Genomic DNA, 15,979 nt, shown 5'->3' on the forward strand with positions numbered 1-15,979 from the left:
AGATTTTTTAACTTATTTTTAGAAGAAAAATTGTGCTCAAATACTAAAATTTCAAACAAAAAGTTAATATAATAAGGAAGAGCAATTTAAATGATGTGTAAAGAATTGTGCGAGAAGTGTTTTGACTTAAATAAGTTTTTATAACTTTGCACTCCAAAATACGAATTAATTGACATGAGCAAGAAAAATACGGACGAGTCCGGGTTTGAAATTATTGAAAATCCGGAAGCATTAGCTGGACAAATCAATAAGGCTGAGGTTTTTTTCCTTAAAAATCGTAAAGTACTTATCGGTATTGGAGGAGCGATCCTTGTGGCCGTTGTAGCGTTTGCAGGATATCGTTTTTATATTGATGGACAAGAAGGCAATGCTCAAAAAGCACTTTCTTCTGTTGTTTACGATTTTGAAGCGGATTCTTTGTCAAAAGCATTGAACGGAAGCGGAGGAAACGAAGGACTTTTGTCTATCGCTGACGACTATAAAGGTACTGACGCTGCAAACCTTGCTAACTTTTACGCAGGTGTTGCTTTGCTAAAACAAGGCAAATACGATGACGCTATCAGCCATCTTGAATCTTTCAGTTCTTCTGACCTGTTGGTTCACGCACGTGCTCAGTCATTAATCGGTGATGCTTATCTTGAAAAGAATCAGGCAGCTGAAGCGATTTCATATTACAAAAAAGCATCTGATTACGACAAAAACGAATATTTTACGCCAGTATATTTGATGAAGCTTGCACTTGCACAGGAAAAGGCAAACCAGGCTGCTGATGCTGTTGCTTCCTATAAACGTGTTATTGAAGAGTTCCCGCTTTCATCGGAAGTAGTGAACGCTAAGAAATACATGGGATTGTTAGAGGGACAAGTCGGCAAATAAATGGTAATACATTATTGTTCCAAAAAAGGATAAAGCCGACACCGGTTTTATCCTTTTTTTATACAAAATATTTTAACTCATAAGTTTTTCTTAACACGTATTATATGTCAAGTGCAGATAAAAATTTAAGCGTATTTAACACCGAAGGTCTTCCTGATATCAGTAATAAAAAATTCGCCCTTGTCGTGGCAGAGTGGAATAGTGAAATAACAGAAGCGCTTTTTGACGGAGCTTACAAAACGCTTGTTGAATATGGTGCAGCAAAAGAAAATATAGTACGGGGAAATGTTCCGGGAAGTTTCGAACTGACTTTGGGTGCACATTGGTTTGCACAGCGTGAAGACATCGATGCGGTTATCGCATTGGGAGTAGTGATCCAAGGAGAAACCAAGCATAATGATTATATCAATCATGCCGTTGCACAAGGAATTACGAATATCAGTATCAAAAATAACAAGCCCGTTATTTTTGGCGTATTAACACCCAATGATATGCAGCAGGCCATCGACCGCGCAGGAGGAGTTCACGGCAACAAAGGCGACGAAGCGGCCATGACAGCCATTAAAATGGTGGGATTGAAAGAGCAAATTGCCGGGAAGTAGTCAGAAATTGCGGCCGCCGCGCGGTCAAGGGTGGTCAGGAAGTGGACATTTGTTGTCACGAAATAGTCAGGTTTAGTTTACGAGCGGTACAACCCCTGACACTTCAGAAAAATAAGTAATCAAAAATTTCAATCATTAATAATTATGCAAGTCTGGAAATTTGGCGGCACTTCGGTTGGGAAACCTGAACGTATGCACTCAATCCGTGAACTTCTTTTGACGGATCCAAGTCGGAAAATTGTAGTATTATCCGCTTTGTCGGGCTCCACCAATGCGCTTATTGCAATTGGCGAAGCTGCCAAGGCCAATGAAGATGCGTCCGCTTCAAAGCAAATTGATGATTTGAAGGCGCATTACGATTCTTTTATTAAGGAGTTGTATTCAACCGAAGCGGGTCTTGCCAAAGGTCAGGAAATTATTGATAATGAATTCGGATTTATCCGTTCTCTTGTGGGTATCAAACCTTTTGCTTCAAAACAGGAAAAGGAGATCGTTGCCGAGGGAGAATTGTTGAGTACGCAGCTTTTTCAGGGATATCTGGAAGAAGTAGGAGATAGTGCTGTGTTGCTTCCTGCCTTGGAGTTTATGCGTATCGATGCTGACAATGAGCCTGAGCTTGAAAAAATTGAAGAAAAACTGACTGCGATTTTAGCGCAGCATCCGGATAAACAAACAATCGTTACCCAAGGATTTATTTGCAGAAACCCACGCGAAGAAGTTGACAACCTGAAACGCGGTGGATCTGATTATACTGCATCCTTAATCGGTGGGGCGATTCGCGCAGAAGAAATCCAGATATGGACGGATATTGACGGAATGCATAACAACGATCCTCGCATCGTGAAACGCACGTTCCCAATCCGTGAACTGACTTTTGAAGAGGCGGCGGAATTAGCATATTTCGGAGCTAAAATTCTTCATCCAAGCACGATCACACCTGCGAAACTTCGTGGAGTACCGGTTCGTTTGAAAAATACAATGCAGCCGGAAGCCCCGGGAACGCTTATCGCCAATCAGTCTTCTGACAGAGAAATAAAAGCGATTGCAGCGAAAGATAATATTACAGCGATATACATTCATTCGACCCGTATGCTGAATGCTTATGGCTTCCTGAGACGCGTTTTTGAGATTTTTGAAAAATACAAAACGCCGGTGGATATGATCACCACTTCGGAAGTTTCGGTTTCAGTAACGATTGATAATTCCGAACATCTGGAAGCAATCACGGCTGAACTTCGTGAATTCGCAGATCTGGAAGAAAACGACAGCGATCAGAATATCATTTGTGTCGTTGGAAATTTCAGTGCAGACAAGGAAGGAATAGCGCTTAAAGTGCTTGAAGCGATGAAAAATATACCTATACGAATGATTTCGTATGGCGCTTCGGAGCATAACCTTTCGCTGCTAATCCATTCAAAATACAAGGCAGAGGCACTTAATGTGCTGAACGAGCGTCTTTTTTATTATGAAGACGCAATGAAAGATATTTTCACGGCACCGTGATTTTTCAAATCTGATCACTTTTTAGCGATTAGCTGTTGGCATTTAGCTAATGGCTAATCGCTAAAAGCTAATAGCCAAACATGTTACAAACAACTTTTATCCGCGAAAACAGAGAACTGACAATCGCCGGATTAACCAAGAAGCATTTTAAAGACCCGGAAGCAGCTGTTGACCGGATTATCGAATTGGACCGCCTGCGTCGTGAAACACAGCAGGAACTTGATGCTGTGCTGACCCAGTCTAATGCGAAAGCAAAAGAAATTGGCGGTTTGATGAAGGAAGGCAAAAAGGCCGAAGCAGAGTTAGCCAAAGGTGAAACGGCTGCTTTAAAAGAAAGATCGAAACAGCTGGAAGAGCAGCATAAGGCAACGGAAGAGGAGTTATTAGGCGAGCTGGTAAAACTTCCTAACCTTCCGCATGCAAGTGTTCCGGAAGGCCGTACCGCTGAGGATAATGTGAACGAATTGGAAGAAGGTGCAAAACCTGCTCTTTTTGAAGGTGCTCAGCCACACTGGGAATTAATCAAAAAACTGGGTGGAAAAATTGCTCCGATCATTGATTTTGAACTTGGTAATAAAATTACAGCGGCCGGTTTTCCGGTTTATAAAGGAAAAGCGGCGCGTTTACAACGTGCGATGATCGCTTTCTTTTTGGACGAAGCAGGAAAAGCAGGTTATACCGAAGTACAGGTTCCGATCCTTATCAACGCAGATTCTGGTTTTGGCACGGGGCAGTTGCCGGATAAAGAAGGCCAGATGTATCATGATGCTCAGGATGACCTTTATTTAATTCCGACTGCGGAAGTTCCGGTTACCAATTTGTACCGTGATGTGATTGTTGCGGAAAACGAATTGCCGGTCAAAAATGTGGCTTACACCCCTTGTTTCCGTCGTGAAGCTGGAAGCTGGGGAGCGCATGTTCGTGGGCTGAATCGTTTGCACCAGTTTGATAAAATCGAAATTGTTCAGATTTGTAAGCCTGAAGATTCTTACCAGGCTTTGTCTGATATGTCAAACCATGTGAAAGGATTGCTGGAAAAACTGGAATTACCTTTCCGTATTTTGCGTCTTTGTGGTGGCGATATGGGTTTTACATCTGCACTTACTTTCGACTTTGAAGTTTGGTCTGCGGGACAGGAGAGATGGCTGGAATGCAGTTCTGTTTCTAATTTTGAAACTTACCAGGCAAACCGTTTGAAATTGCGTTACAAAACGGCTGATAAGAAAACTCAATTGCTCCATACGCTTAACGGCTCCGCTTTGGCATTACCGCGCATTGTAGCAGCTTTGTTGGAAAACAATCAGCAGGCGGATGGAACGATCCGTATACCCGCTGTTTTGGTACCTTATTGTGGTTTTGATACAATTGAATAAGATTTGATTGCAGATATTATATCAGATAAGCCTTCACAGTTTGTGGGGGCTTTTTTGTTAAATAAACTTAAAGCTGTTTTTAGAGAAGACCTATTTTTTATCTTGTATAAAAAAGATAATGAAGCGTTTATGTTTAATCATGTCTTTCTACTTTTCATTTTCTGTTTGCACGGGGATGATTTCAATTTTCTCCTGGATTGTTGTTGATGCACCATTATTTGGAGATTTCTGGCACTTTTTAAAAGGTTATTTTCTGATGAAAATAGCTTCTGATCTGGTTATGTGGTATTACCTGAGAAGTAATAATCCTGATCGGCTATTTTTTTATTTCAATCTGTCAATATCTGAATTGCGACTTTTTGTTACTGCCTTTGCATTAGATATCCTGGCATTTTTAGTGTTTATGTTTTTTGTCCATTTGGTGAATTTTTTAAAATAAATCTGATTATGGATATTCTCGAAGCAGATAGCATTTGGCTGGAATATAATGGACGGAAAGTACTTCAAAGCATTTATTTGAAAGTTGAAACGGGAAAGGTAACAGGCTTGCTTGGTAGAAATGGAACTGGCAAAACAAGTTTATTAAGGATGATATTTGGCTCGTTGAGAGGACAAAATCAATCTGTTAGGATTAATGGCGACTATGTTTCACATCCTTACCTCGAAAAAAATCTATTGCGTTATTTGCCGCAGGTTCCGTTTGCTCCGAAGGGTTTAACCGTTGAAAAGTTATGCAGTTTGTATAGCGTTTCTTTTTCGGAAATGGTTTCGAACTTTCCTGATTTGGAGAAATACAAAAAAGAACAACTTTGGAATTTATCAGGTGGTAATATGAGGCTAGTTGAAACATTACTGATTTTACTTTCACCGGTTTCATTTGTTTTGCTGGATGAACCCTTTACACATCTTGATCCTGTTATTATCGAACAATTGCTAGTCATAATTAATGAACAAAAAAATAACAAGGGGATTATTTTGTCGGATCATTTTTACCGATATGTATTATCGGCCAGCGATGCTGTGTATCTCATTATTCCGGGTGGTAAAAGTGTTTTGTTAAAGGAGCCGCAGGAGAATTTGAAATCACTTGGATACATTTCCTGACTCAGAAACTTTTATTTTCAAAAGCTCCGGTATCCCCACTTTCTTCAAAATCAGCTGTCCAATTTTCTCGGACGCTATTCCTTCTTCAATTTGAAACGTATTTTCAAAATCTGATCCGGTAACTTTTGTTTTAAAACAACGGAAGGAAGTGGCACGGGAAGTTTTATAATTTTCAAGTAATTCGTAAAGATGTGTGGATACCAGAAAGATAGAATTTACGTGATTGGAAAAACCATCGACAACCGTTTTGGAACAATGAAAAGCATCCTCCTGATTGGTACCACGAAAGAGTTCGTCGATGATCACAAAACATTTTTTTCCATGATTTAATGCTTCGGCGATATCGTTTATCCGCATAATTTCATTGTAAAAATGGCTATAACCAAGTTCCAGATTATCAGTAAGATGAATGGAAGTAAACAGTTTATCGAAGAACGAAATTTTCATCCTGACAGCCGGAACAGGCCAGCCCAGATGCGCCAGATACACGGCAGCACCACAGGTTTTCAGAAAAGTCGTCTTGCCACTGGTATTAGCCCCTGTTAGCAAACAAAGGGATCTTTCTTCAGCTACTACGAAATCATTCGGAATAGCATTTTTGATCAGCGGATGCCAGATTTTTTCTGCTTCAAAAGTGGTATCATTTTCAACAAATTCCGGAAAGTTTAAATTGTATTTTCTTTGGGCAGAGGCAATGGAAACATAGGCGTCAAAAGTATAGCAGATATCGAGAAGTCTCCGAAATGATTCTTTGTGTGTGATTCTGAAATAATAATCTCTGTAAAAAACGGAACTTAGAGAAAGCCGGTCGTCTTTGGTTTTGAGAAAAGAATTGATACTATCAGACAACAGAAATTTGGTCAGAAAATTAAAATCATCCTTCGCATCATCCGGAATCGTTTCGTTTTCAAAACAAATAACTAAATCACGCATACCGCGTATCAGCATCAAAGTAGCAGTCAAACCGCTTTGAACAAGATAAAATTCAGCAGGATGGCGGCGGGAATAGAAAAATGTATCGACCCAGTGTTTAAACATATCCTGGGACATCGTATAGGAGATGTTGGAAGCGTAATAACTTTCGGCGGCGGCTATATAGGCCCGCGACACATTCAGCTGCCAGGATTCAATATTTTGAGAAATTGATTTTAGCAGAGATTGAAAAGACAGAATTTCAGGAAGGGAATTCTTGGGTTTGGCAATCAGTGTTTTCAGAAAGTCCTGCCCGCCCTGGGTCTTCGCGTGATCAAAGAATTGCAGAATACTTCCTTCCTTGCTATTGCGGCTCTGAATTTGTAACTCATCAAGCGTGTGACTGTCGACGGAATGCATACATGAAGATTTATCTATCTCCAAAAGTATGCAGATCGTGGAAAGTAATTTTCTTAAAAATAGTTAAAAATCAGTTAGTTAATCTGATTTCGTGTTTGCTTTTTCGGAAATGCAAGCCAAACAAAATATCCCGTCAGGACGATAATACTGATTTGGAAAATATAATCAACAATAAAATCTGTTGAAGCGGTGATATCAGCAGGTTTCAGGTAACGCGGCATTCCTAACCGCCACCAGTAGGAAGGATGCACTACGCAAAGCACATTGAAAATAAGCAGTAAAATAATCTGTTTCTTGCTCGTCCAGTCAATCACATAAAACACCAATGGAATCAGAAACAGGAAAATATAATTGCTGTATGCACTTTGCTGTATCACCATCATAGTCGCATATAAAACCACCCAAACGCGTGAAAGCATAATCCGGAAATCGGCATTTTGCAAACGAAAAGCAGCGATACAGGCAAGTCCGACCGATACAACCAACCCAACCCAGTTCCAGAATTTTTCACCAACACCAATTCCGTTAAAAAACCAGGGATTAATAATGGCAAGAATATTTGGTGCACGCAAAACTTTTGCTTCATCCAATGGCTGCATAAAATCCAGACCTACCAACGGGTACAATATTCCCAAAGCAATAATTCCTACAATTGCCATCGGAATAACAAACCGGATTTTATGTTTTTCAAGAAGAAAAATCGGAATAAGGATCAAAACGAAAATGGCTTTTGTCATCAATAAACCAATTCCTAAAACCACTGCAAACCATTCCACCCTTACCGTTTTTTCTCTTACCAAATAAGCCAGCACAACAAAAAGCCACATCCAGACATCTTCCTGCGCGCCGATGATGCAGAGCACCAAAGATCCGGGAAGTATCAGGTAAACCAGTGCCTTAAATAAAAACGATCCGCGGGATTGAAAAGGGCGGAAAAAGTGCCAGGAAACCCATAATGCAACGCCATCCATGACGGCCATCGTGAGTACGATCATTTTCGGATCATACCAAAGCTTTAACCAGATTCCTACAAAATAGGCGTAAAGCGGAGAATATGGCGACCAGAAATCGCGGTAGACGATCTGTCCCATCGATGCTTTGCTGCCTTCATCCCAAAAACCTAAAACATCAGAAGTTGGTGTAATGTTGGCAATAAGGTAAATGGCCACGAACGGAATCAGGCGGAAAATAATCCAGCCAATAATCAATGAAACTCTGACACTTTTATTTTCAAGCCATGCTGAAATCTTTTTCCGTTGGGAAATAACGATAATCAACAGCACAATGGCGGCAAGGCTAATGCCTAATTTTCCTAAAACGATATTCATGCCGTTGCCAGTTTATCAGGGTTTACTACGTTTTGATACGTTTGGCGTAAAACCCAGACATAACATAACACATTCAGGATTTGTAACGTGTATTCAAACAGGTTGGAAAGATTTCCGAACATGCCAAAGGAAGTGTAGGAAGGCTGGCCAATGTAAACCCAAACAAAAGGCTGAACAACGGTAAGCCAGTTTAAAACCAACAGAACGGCAACGTGCCAGGTTTTTCTGATATCAATAATATCAAACAGAACCGCCATCAAATAAGCAATAAGATACGCACCCATGGCACTGGCCTGGAAAATCATCATACAAACAAAAACAGCGATAAATATTCCAGGCAAAATTTCACTAATATGTCTGTGACGCGCTTTGAAAGCCATGTAAGTCGGGATGAAAACGGTAAACAGTAAACCAATCCAGTTGATCATAGTCGACTTTTTCTCATTGATATGAATAAACAATTCAACAAAAGGCCGGCTGGTGGAGAATAGATTTGGCGTCATTAACTGTTCCGTGTGGCGAATTGGCATCAGGAATAAATCACCGATCTGCCAGTACAAAAATCCAACGGCAGGAATGCCAACGACTGCCATAACGATGAGCATTTTGATCGGCTTTTTAACAACAACCAGAATTGCAGGAAGCAAAAAGATAAAGGTTACTTTGATTGTCAGCAAAGTCAGCGCAAAAAGCAGCCCGACACCAATTTCATAGTTTTCTTTATGTTTGATCGTGTAACGCCAGATCAATAAGGCAGCGCCCCAAAACCAGACTTCTTCCTGGCCGTCTACAAGAATATACATAAAACCAGCTGGCAACATCAAATAAATGATGGCAAGCTGCAAAGCCCGGCTGCTTTTGATTTTATAAGTTTGATAGGTAAGCCAGAGAATAGCACTTTCCATTACAACCATAAAAAGTACGATGGCGCGGGCATTATGCCAGATCCAGATTGGAATGGTAATAATGTACGCATATAGCGGAGCGTGATATGACCAGAAATCACGATAAACAAAACCGCCTGCTTTGGCCGCTTCTGCTTTGTAAAAGAAAAAAGGAATATCACCGCGTGGGTCTTCATTGGCAACAAGGAAAATAAGTATCCACGGAATAAGTCGAAGAAGGATAAAAGCAATCGCGAAAATTGATTTTTCCTTTTCCTGCTGCCATTTGGAAAAAAGATCAGATCGGCTTATCCCCCAGAAAATACCCAGCGTGAGACCCAGGTTGATGAAAAGCTTGATATAAAAAACGGTAAGAATGGGCATGTTTTGAAAAATGTCTTTTATGAAGTGTGCTGATATAAGTCAGAGTAAATATATACGAAGGCGCAAACTTAAGATATCTTTTTTTCAAAATGATCAGCAAAACACAAAGTTTTAATAAGTTAGAAATTAGTATGCTTGCATACTAATTGCGAAAATGTTATTTTTGATCGATTCATTAGAAATAAAAGTACTTTTTTATGCCATACAGTGCGCAGTTAACCGGAATGGATTTCAATATGAGTGAAGAACATGAGGCGGTGCAAGATGCTGCACGCGACTTTGCTCAAAACGTGTTATTAGCAGGTGTCATTGAACGTGATAATGATCAGAAATTTGACAGAACCCTGATAAAAAAGATGGGGGATCTCGGTTTTCTAAGCATGATGGTAAAGCCGGAATATGGAGGTGGAGGCATGGATACCATTTCGTATGTGATTGCCATGGAGGAAATTTCCAAAGTTGATGCATCCGCCGCTGTGATTATGTCTGTGAATAATTCGCTGGTTTGCTGGGGAATCCAGGCGTATGGAACGGAGGAACAAAAGAAAAAATATCTGACCCGGTTGTCCTCAGGCGATGAAATAGGCGCATTTTGTTTGTCGGAGCCGGAGGCTGGTTCCGATGCTACCTCTCAGCATACGACGGCAGAAGATATGGGCGATCACTATTTATTAAACGGTACCAAAAACTGGATCACAAACGGAAATTCATCGGAAATTTGCCTGGTTATGGCGCAAACCCATCCGGAAAAGGGTCATAAGGGTATCAACGTTTTAATTGTTGAAAAGGGATCGCCCGGGTTTATGGTGGGTCGGAAAGAAGATAAAATGGGAATCAGGGCATCGGATACGCATACCTTGATGTTTACAGATGTGAAAGTTCCGAAGGAAAACAGGATTGGAGAAGATGGTTTTGGATTCAAATTTGCGATGACGGTTTTGAACGGAGGCAGAATTGGTATCGCTGCACAAGCATTAGGTATTGCGGCAGGAGCTTTCGAATTATCGTTAAAATATGCACAGGAAAGAAAAACTTTCGGGAGGCCGATCAGCGATCATCAGGCAATACAGTTCAAGCTGGCAGAAATGGCAACCCGTATCGAGGCAGCAAGGTTACTGGTTTATAAAGCAGCGAGACTTAAAGATCAGGGCAAAAATTACATTCAGGCAGCCGCCATGGCCAAGCTTTTTGCGTCCGATGTTGCCATGTGGGTGACAACGGAAGCCGTTCAGGTTCACGGGGGTTACGGCTATGTGAAGGAATATCATGTGGAACGTATGATGCGCGACGCAAAAATTACACAAATCTATGAAGGTACCTCTGAAATCCAAAAATTAGTAATTGCTCGTGAGTTGCTAAAATAGGCCCTTTTGGGCATTTTCCTGCATATTGTTCTAAATGTGGGATTAATTTCATCTTAAAAAGATACTTTTTTTATATTTTTTGTTAATACATGCTTGTATTAGTTTTGTACAATTTATTAGATTTGTACAAAAATTGAATAATCGGTTCTTTTGGGCCCTAAATATATACATGTATGGAAGACTATAATAAGATTATTGAGTCATTAGGCGTGAAATTTGTAAAAGCGAGACATATCCGTATTTTACAACCGATCACGATCAAGAATTTTTACGACGTACAGAATTCACTTACAATTTTGTACGATGGAGAAGTTTCGTTTGGTAGCGAAGAATCTCATAAGGTAGAGGAAGGTGACATGTTGTTTATTCCAGGTGGAAAACATGCAACGGTAACTTACGGAAATACCCAAACAGCCAAAACGGTTTCGAACGAAGAGTTCATGACAAACCGGGATAATTATATAGAAGCCGGACATGACCCCGCTTTAATCGGAAAATTGCCAAATTCATTTGGTTTGATCTCTTTTGAGGCGAAAGTTTTTGATACGGTTAACTTCTTTACATCGCTGGATGTTCCTCCGTTTTTGATCAAAAGAGACGATCAGATCGCAATCACGATCAATCAGATCCTGACAGAAGATATGCTTGATATTCCTGGTAAGGGACGTATCATCAAAATCAAAACAGAAGAAGTTGTAATCGAAATTATTCGTTACATTCTTAAAAATAAATTGTTTGTTGAACAACTTGTTACAAACAGTACTTATTTCAAGGACCCTCGTTTGATCGATATCTTTGCTTATATCAAAGACAATTTGGGGGGCGATCTGTCCAATAAAGTTTTGGCAAACGTAGCGAACGTATCGGAAGATTACGTTGGACAGTATTTCAAAATGCTGACGGGTATTAATCCTCAGGATTATATTGAATACCAACGTATGGAAAAAGCGGTTGACCTGCTTCGTACTTCGAAGAAAAGCATCCGTGCGATCGGTTCTGACGTTGGATACAAAGACACAGCTTACTTCTGCCGTCGTTTCAAAATGATGTTTGGTATTCCAGCCGGTAAAATGCGTCGTCGTGAATCTTTGATGAACGTTTAGTTTTAAGCAGAGAAATAATTAAGAATTAGAGCTGTCTGAAAAGGCAGCTCTTTTTTTGTTTTTTTATAATCATAATTTTTATTTTAATAATTATAAATCCTATATTTCGCTTACTACTCAAATAAAAGCTTGGCTCATGAAAAAATCTTCACATGTATCATTATTGTTTTTATTTTGTTTGTTTTTACTGTCGTTTGTAACGAAGGCGCAGATGAGCGTAGGGCTTCGGGCAGGGGCTAATTTTGCTAACCTGGCAGTACAGGATGATACCGGCCAGGAATATCCATTCAAGGCTAAAACGGGCCTTAATTTCGCTGTTCTCTTTAATGTGCCGATTGGCAGAACAACTAGTATTCAATTTGAGCCTGGGTTTTCTCAGCGCGGTACGAGGATCTCTGAAACAGTAAGTCAGGTTATTAATAACCAAGATGCAAAGGTAGAACTTAGAGCAAAATTGTTAATCAATTATATTGAGATGCCGGTTTTGTTTCAATTTAAACCAAAGCTTGGAAAAATTGAAGGTATATTTTCCATTGGCCCGGAGTTTCGTTTGCTTACCAATAATTTGAAGCAAAAGTCAAGTGTGAAATCTTACCTTGATGGCAAATTAATTTCAGAAGAAAATGATGAAAGTTCTTACAGTTTTGGTGAAGGCTCACGTAAATTTGATTACGGAATCCTGGGTGGAGTTGGCGTAGCGTATCCGCTGGGTATTTTAAAGATATTCGCGGAAGGACGTTATCATTTTGGATTGAGAAATTTAGCGACGCCTATTGACGGTGATGACAATTCAAAAGTTCATAACCGTGGTGCATCTGTTCATTTGGGCATTCTTGTCCCAGTTGGGAAATAATATTTGGTAATTAAAGTTAAATGAGAGGGCTATTTAATAAGGAACTTTCTCATTTAACTTTAAAATTCTAATGAACTGGCGTCAACTGCACTGTCGCAACCTTCCAAATGCCACCACTTTTTACGGAAACCACGGTATAAGTAACTTCATTTTGAAAGCCGTTGGATTCGATTTTTCCCTTCACATTCCATGTTCCCGTGATCACGCCAACGTCACCATAATTACGGGTACGAGTACCAGAAAGCATTCCCGTTTCAACAGTCAGGTAACCTTGTGCCACGGCCTGAGAAAGCATGTCGCGGTCAATTTGGCGTCCATCGAAACTGACAATAGAAAAATCATCAGCAAGGACATTATTAAGTGCGTTACTGTCTTCTTCTAAAAGTGCTTTAAAAAAGGTGTTGGAACATTCCGTCGCATCCATTGCCGATGAAAAGCTAGCCTGTGAATAAGCGGAAACAGAGCCAAAAGTAAGGAAGCCGAAAAGCAATAATCTTTTCATAAAATATCTGAGATTGGTATTAAGGAAATGTTCATGAAATCTGCAAAAAAGCATAATGAAGTACAAATGTTTTGTATAATCTTAATGATTTTCTAACAGAGGGCCATCAAGGATTTTTTTGATTTTAATCAATACTCAAAACGGTTTCCTGTCTTGTGATTATATTCGCCTTTGATTTAGGATAAACGAAGAAGCGTAACAGGATATGACAAAAATAAAATCATTCTTTTCAGTTTTAGGGCTTTTTGTCTTTTTAGCAGCCTGTTCCACCCCTCCGGATAAATTGGGCAAACTTGACGTCAAAAAATGGCGTCAGGACCGTGGAGGATGCAAAGGTGAGCGTGTTGCACTAATATCCGATTTAAAAACGGAACAGAAACAATTGCTGGGAAAGTTTGCAGACGATATTGGTAAAATTCTTGGCAGACCTGATATTCACCAGCTGGGCGAACGCAATACAAAATTCTATATTTATTTTTTGGAAAAGGGGGCTCAATGTGATGACATCACCAAAAAATCGGATGCCCGGAAAGTGATATTGAAATTTAATGCGATCGGGTTGATGTCGGAAATTACCTATCAGAGTCGACCGCTGTGATTGGTTTTGAATGAGGCATTTAGTGATAGAGCTGAAATCGAATGACAATACTTTTTGTGAATCTCCGGCTTTGAGAGCTTGGTTATGTGGCTGATTTAGAATGAGCCATTTGGGTAAAACTATCAAAAAATCAAGCTATCCCGTGGTGAAAATAGGATTAGATGGCTACTTATGTCACGGGAGGCTCCTAAGGAGCCAAATTCAAACAATTCCATATTTTTTCTATAAACAGGATACTCCTATGGAGTTGTCGCAGGATCAATTTTCTTTGATTTTGTTCTTTTTGGAACATCCTGTTCATAGCAATAAATCGCGTCATTTGTTTACCGGCTCCATCGGAGCCGCCTATATTTTTATCTGTCTTAGACACAAAATTAAATTGGTGTCATTAAATTTGCTCTTGTTATTTCAATTTAAGAATATCTCCCTATGACCCTCCAAACCTTCGAACAACAAACTGACCCCACAATTCTCAAACGAGGAAAGGAATATTTCAAAAATGGAGCTGTTGTGTATACGGATCAGGACGAAAGTGGGCTTTGGACGGCTGAGGTGGAAGGTTCTGAGGTTTATTCGGTTGAAATTGCTCTGAAAGGAAAGGGCGAGATAGCAACGGTGTTTTGTGATTGTCCGCATGAGGTTGATATTTGCAAACATGCCGTAGCCGTTTTGTATGCTATAAAAGAGCAGCTGAAAACGATTAAGATCAAACCAGTAAAAAAAGCAAAAAAACTTTCTTTCGCTGATCTGGTAGGAAAAGTAACCCGGCCAGAATTGCAGGCTTTTGTGGAGGCGTATGCAAGTAATGATAAAAAGTTTAAAGCACAGTTTGAACTATACTTTGCGCATAAAGACGAGCGGATTGACCTGAAACAGAAATATACCGATCTGGTTAAAAAAACGATCCGGTCTCATACCAGCCATGGTTTTGTTGATTACCAAGCTACCAATGCGTTGTCCCGTGAGATGGATACAATTCTTTCCAAAGCCTCGGAATCTATCAATACCGATAATTTTAAAGATGGTTTGACGATTGTCGAAGTCATACTTAAACAACTGGTGATGGAAGTTATTCGGAATTGTGATGATTCCAGTGGAAAATTAGGAGATACAATTACGGAGGCTATCGAATTGCTGGGTACGGTAGCGGAATCAGATCTATGTTCACGGGAGTTAAAGGAATATCTCTTTACTTTTCTGGACACCGAGCTTTCGAACGGGACTTATTTCGACTACGGTGACTATGGATATGATCTTTTTGAGGTATATCGAAATCTGGCTGTTCTGTTGTTCAAGGAAAAAGAGTTTTTCTTGTTTCTTGATCGAAAGATAGAGCGGAAAGCTTCCGAGAGATATAATGAATATCGTGCTGAATTTTTTATCAAGCAAAAGATTTTGTTTTATCAGGAAATGGGAAATGAGCAAAAGGCAGAAAAGCTGGCTTTGGAAAACCTGGAAATTGTAGAGATCAGGCAAGGCATGGTACAGAAGGCAATGGATAGGAAAGATTATATTTCTGCCAAAATATTGATAAATGAAGGTATTTGGATTGCTGAACAAAAGGTTAATATCGGAACAGTTTCTGAATGGAAAAAAGTGCTCCTGAAAATTGCGGAACTGGAGGGAGATGTAGAAAGAGTCCGGTACTACACTGCTGGTTTTGCATTTAACTATGGTTTCAGCCCGGTTTACTATCAGCAGTGGAAAAGGACTTTTAGCAAACAGGAATGGGAAAAAGAATTTAATCAGCTTATTGAGAAAAGAACCACTCAGATAAAAGCCCTGGCGAACAAAAATAAGGGCAATCGATGGTGGTCCGCGGAATATAATTTATTAGCGATCCTTGCGCCGATTTATGTGGAAGAGAAGCAGTGGAATGAATTATTTGAGCTTGTCAAAGGATTCCCTAAGCTCAATACTCTTTTGCAGTACCTGCCGGTGCTGGCTTCTGAATTTCCTGCTGAAATGACGGAGCTGTTTATTCCTGCCTTGATTCAATCCGGTGATGAGGGTAGTTCGAGATCCCACTATGCTCAATTGGTTGCGGATATGAAGAAAGTACTGAAAGCAATTCCGGAAAGCAGGGAGAAGATTAATAAAGTGGCAGAGTCATTAAAGTTAAAATATCCACGCAGACCCGCCATGCTGGACGAGTTGAATAAATTGAAATAAA

Annotated in this window: 15 protein-coding genes; 11 read left to right on the plus strand and 4 right to left on the minus strand. The window is 39.9% G+C overall.

Translation table 11 applies throughout. The features are described from left to right. Positions 1-174: 174 nt before the first annotated feature. From FZF08_RS09530 to FZF08_RS09555, 6 genes are all read left to right on the plus strand, one after another. Complete coding sequence (locus FZF08_RS09530) at positions 175-876, plus strand: tetratricopeptide repeat protein (RefSeq protein WP_159468424.1); 702 nt, start codon at positions 175-177, stop codon at positions 874-876. 104 nt (positions 877-980) lie between these two features. Further along, entirely contained in the window at positions 981-1,478 is a 498-nt protein-coding gene (gene ribH, locus FZF08_RS09535; protein ID WP_159468425.1) for a 6,7-dimethyl-8-ribityllumazine synthase, read from the plus strand. 144 nt (positions 1,479-1,622) lie between these two features. Then, positions 1,623-2,981, plus strand: a complete 1,359-nt coding sequence (locus FZF08_RS09540) for an aspartate kinase (protein ID WP_159468426.1) — start codon at positions 1,623-1,625, stop codon at positions 2,979-2,981. Positions 2,982-3,061: 80 nt separating this feature from the next. After that, positions 3,062-4,354 (plus strand): serine--tRNA ligase, encoded by a 1,293-nt coding sequence (gene serS / locus FZF08_RS09545; RefSeq protein WP_159468427.1) that lies wholly within the window; start codon positions 3,062-3,064, stop codon positions 4,352-4,354. Between the two features lie 139 nt (positions 4,355-4,493). Then, positions 4,494-4,793 carry a hypothetical protein gene (locus FZF08_RS09550; RefSeq protein WP_159468428.1) on the plus strand — a complete coding sequence of 100 codons (300 nt, stop codon included), beginning with the start codon at positions 4,494-4,496 and terminating at the stop codon, positions 4,791-4,793. Between the two features lie 8 nt (positions 4,794-4,801). Then, the gene (locus FZF08_RS09555; protein WP_159468429.1) at positions 4,802-5,458 is read left to right on the plus strand and encodes an ATP-binding cassette domain-containing protein; all 657 of its coding nucleotides are present in this window, start codon (positions 4,802-4,804) and stop codon (positions 5,456-5,458) included. Here the strand turns inward: FZF08_RS09555 and FZF08_RS09560 are convergent. The 3 genes from FZF08_RS09560 to FZF08_RS09570 all read right to left on the minus strand — a co-directional run bounded on the left by FZF08_RS09560 (position 5,438) and on the right by FZF08_RS09570 (position 9,386). Further along, the gene (locus FZF08_RS09560) at positions 5,438-6,790 is read right to left on the minus strand and encodes a MutS-related protein (protein WP_159468430.1); all 1,353 of its coding nucleotides are present in this window, start codon (positions 6,788-6,790) and stop codon (positions 5,438-5,440) included. The two genes, FZF08_RS09555 and FZF08_RS09560, sit on opposite strands and share 21 nt — an antisense overlap. Positions 6,791-6,864: 74 nt before the next feature. Further along, the gene (locus FZF08_RS09565) at positions 6,865-8,118 is read right to left on the minus strand and encodes a hypothetical protein (protein WP_159468431.1); all 1,254 of its coding nucleotides are present in this window, start codon (positions 8,116-8,118) and stop codon (positions 6,865-6,867) included. Next, entirely contained in the window at positions 8,115-9,386 is a 1,272-nt protein-coding gene (locus FZF08_RS09570; RefSeq protein WP_159468432.1) for a hypothetical protein, read from the minus strand. The genes FZF08_RS09565 and FZF08_RS09570 overlap by 4 nt, the downstream gene beginning before the upstream one ends. 224 nt (positions 9,387-9,610) lie before the next feature. Here FZF08_RS09570 and FZF08_RS09575 point away from each other — a divergent pair, with 224 nt between their 5' ends. The 3 genes from FZF08_RS09575 to FZF08_RS09585 all read left to right on the plus strand — a co-directional run bounded on the left by FZF08_RS09575 (position 9,611) and on the right by FZF08_RS09585 (position 12,706). After that, complete coding sequence (locus FZF08_RS09575) at positions 9,611-10,750, plus strand: acyl-CoA dehydrogenase (RefSeq protein WP_159468975.1); 1,140 nt, start codon at positions 9,611-9,613, stop codon at positions 10,748-10,750. Positions 10,751-10,923: 173 nt separating this feature from the next. Continuing rightward, positions 10,924-11,853, plus strand: a complete 930-nt coding sequence (locus FZF08_RS09580) for an AraC family transcriptional regulator (protein ID WP_159468433.1) — start codon at positions 10,924-10,926, stop codon at positions 11,851-11,853. Positions 11,854-11,989: 136 nt separating this feature from the next. Continuing rightward, complete coding sequence (locus FZF08_RS09585) at positions 11,990-12,706, plus strand: porin family protein (RefSeq protein ID WP_159468434.1); 717 nt, start codon at positions 11,990-11,992, stop codon at positions 12,704-12,706. 67 nt (positions 12,707-12,773) lie between these two features. Here the strand turns inward: FZF08_RS09585 and FZF08_RS09590 are convergent, their stop codons facing one another. Further along, positions 12,774-13,262, minus strand: a complete 489-nt coding sequence (locus FZF08_RS09590) for a nuclear transport factor 2 family protein (protein ID WP_229216477.1) — start codon at positions 13,260-13,262, stop codon at positions 12,774-12,776. 151 nt (positions 13,263-13,413) lie between these two features. On the opposite strand from FZF08_RS09590, the gene FZF08_RS09595 reads away from it, so the two are divergent. Both FZF08_RS09595 and FZF08_RS09600 read left to right on the plus strand, forming a co-directional pair. Beyond that, positions 13,414-13,806: a hypothetical protein gene (locus FZF08_RS09595; protein ID WP_159468435.1), complete on the plus strand. Its 393-nt coding sequence runs from the start codon at positions 13,414-13,416 to the stop codon at positions 13,804-13,806. Positions 13,807-14,235: 429 nt separating this feature from the next. Beyond that, positions 14,236-15,978, plus strand: coding sequence for an SWIM zinc finger domain-containing protein (locus FZF08_RS09600; RefSeq protein ID WP_159468436.1), 1,743 nt, complete (start codon positions 14,236-14,238; stop codon positions 15,976-15,978). Position 15,979: the final 1 nt, after the last annotated feature.

The organism is Dyadobacter sp. 3J3 (assembly GCF_009801115.1).
In the GTDB taxonomy this organism is placed as follows: Bacteria; Bacteroidota; Bacteroidia; order Cytophagales; family Spirosomataceae; genus Dyadobacter.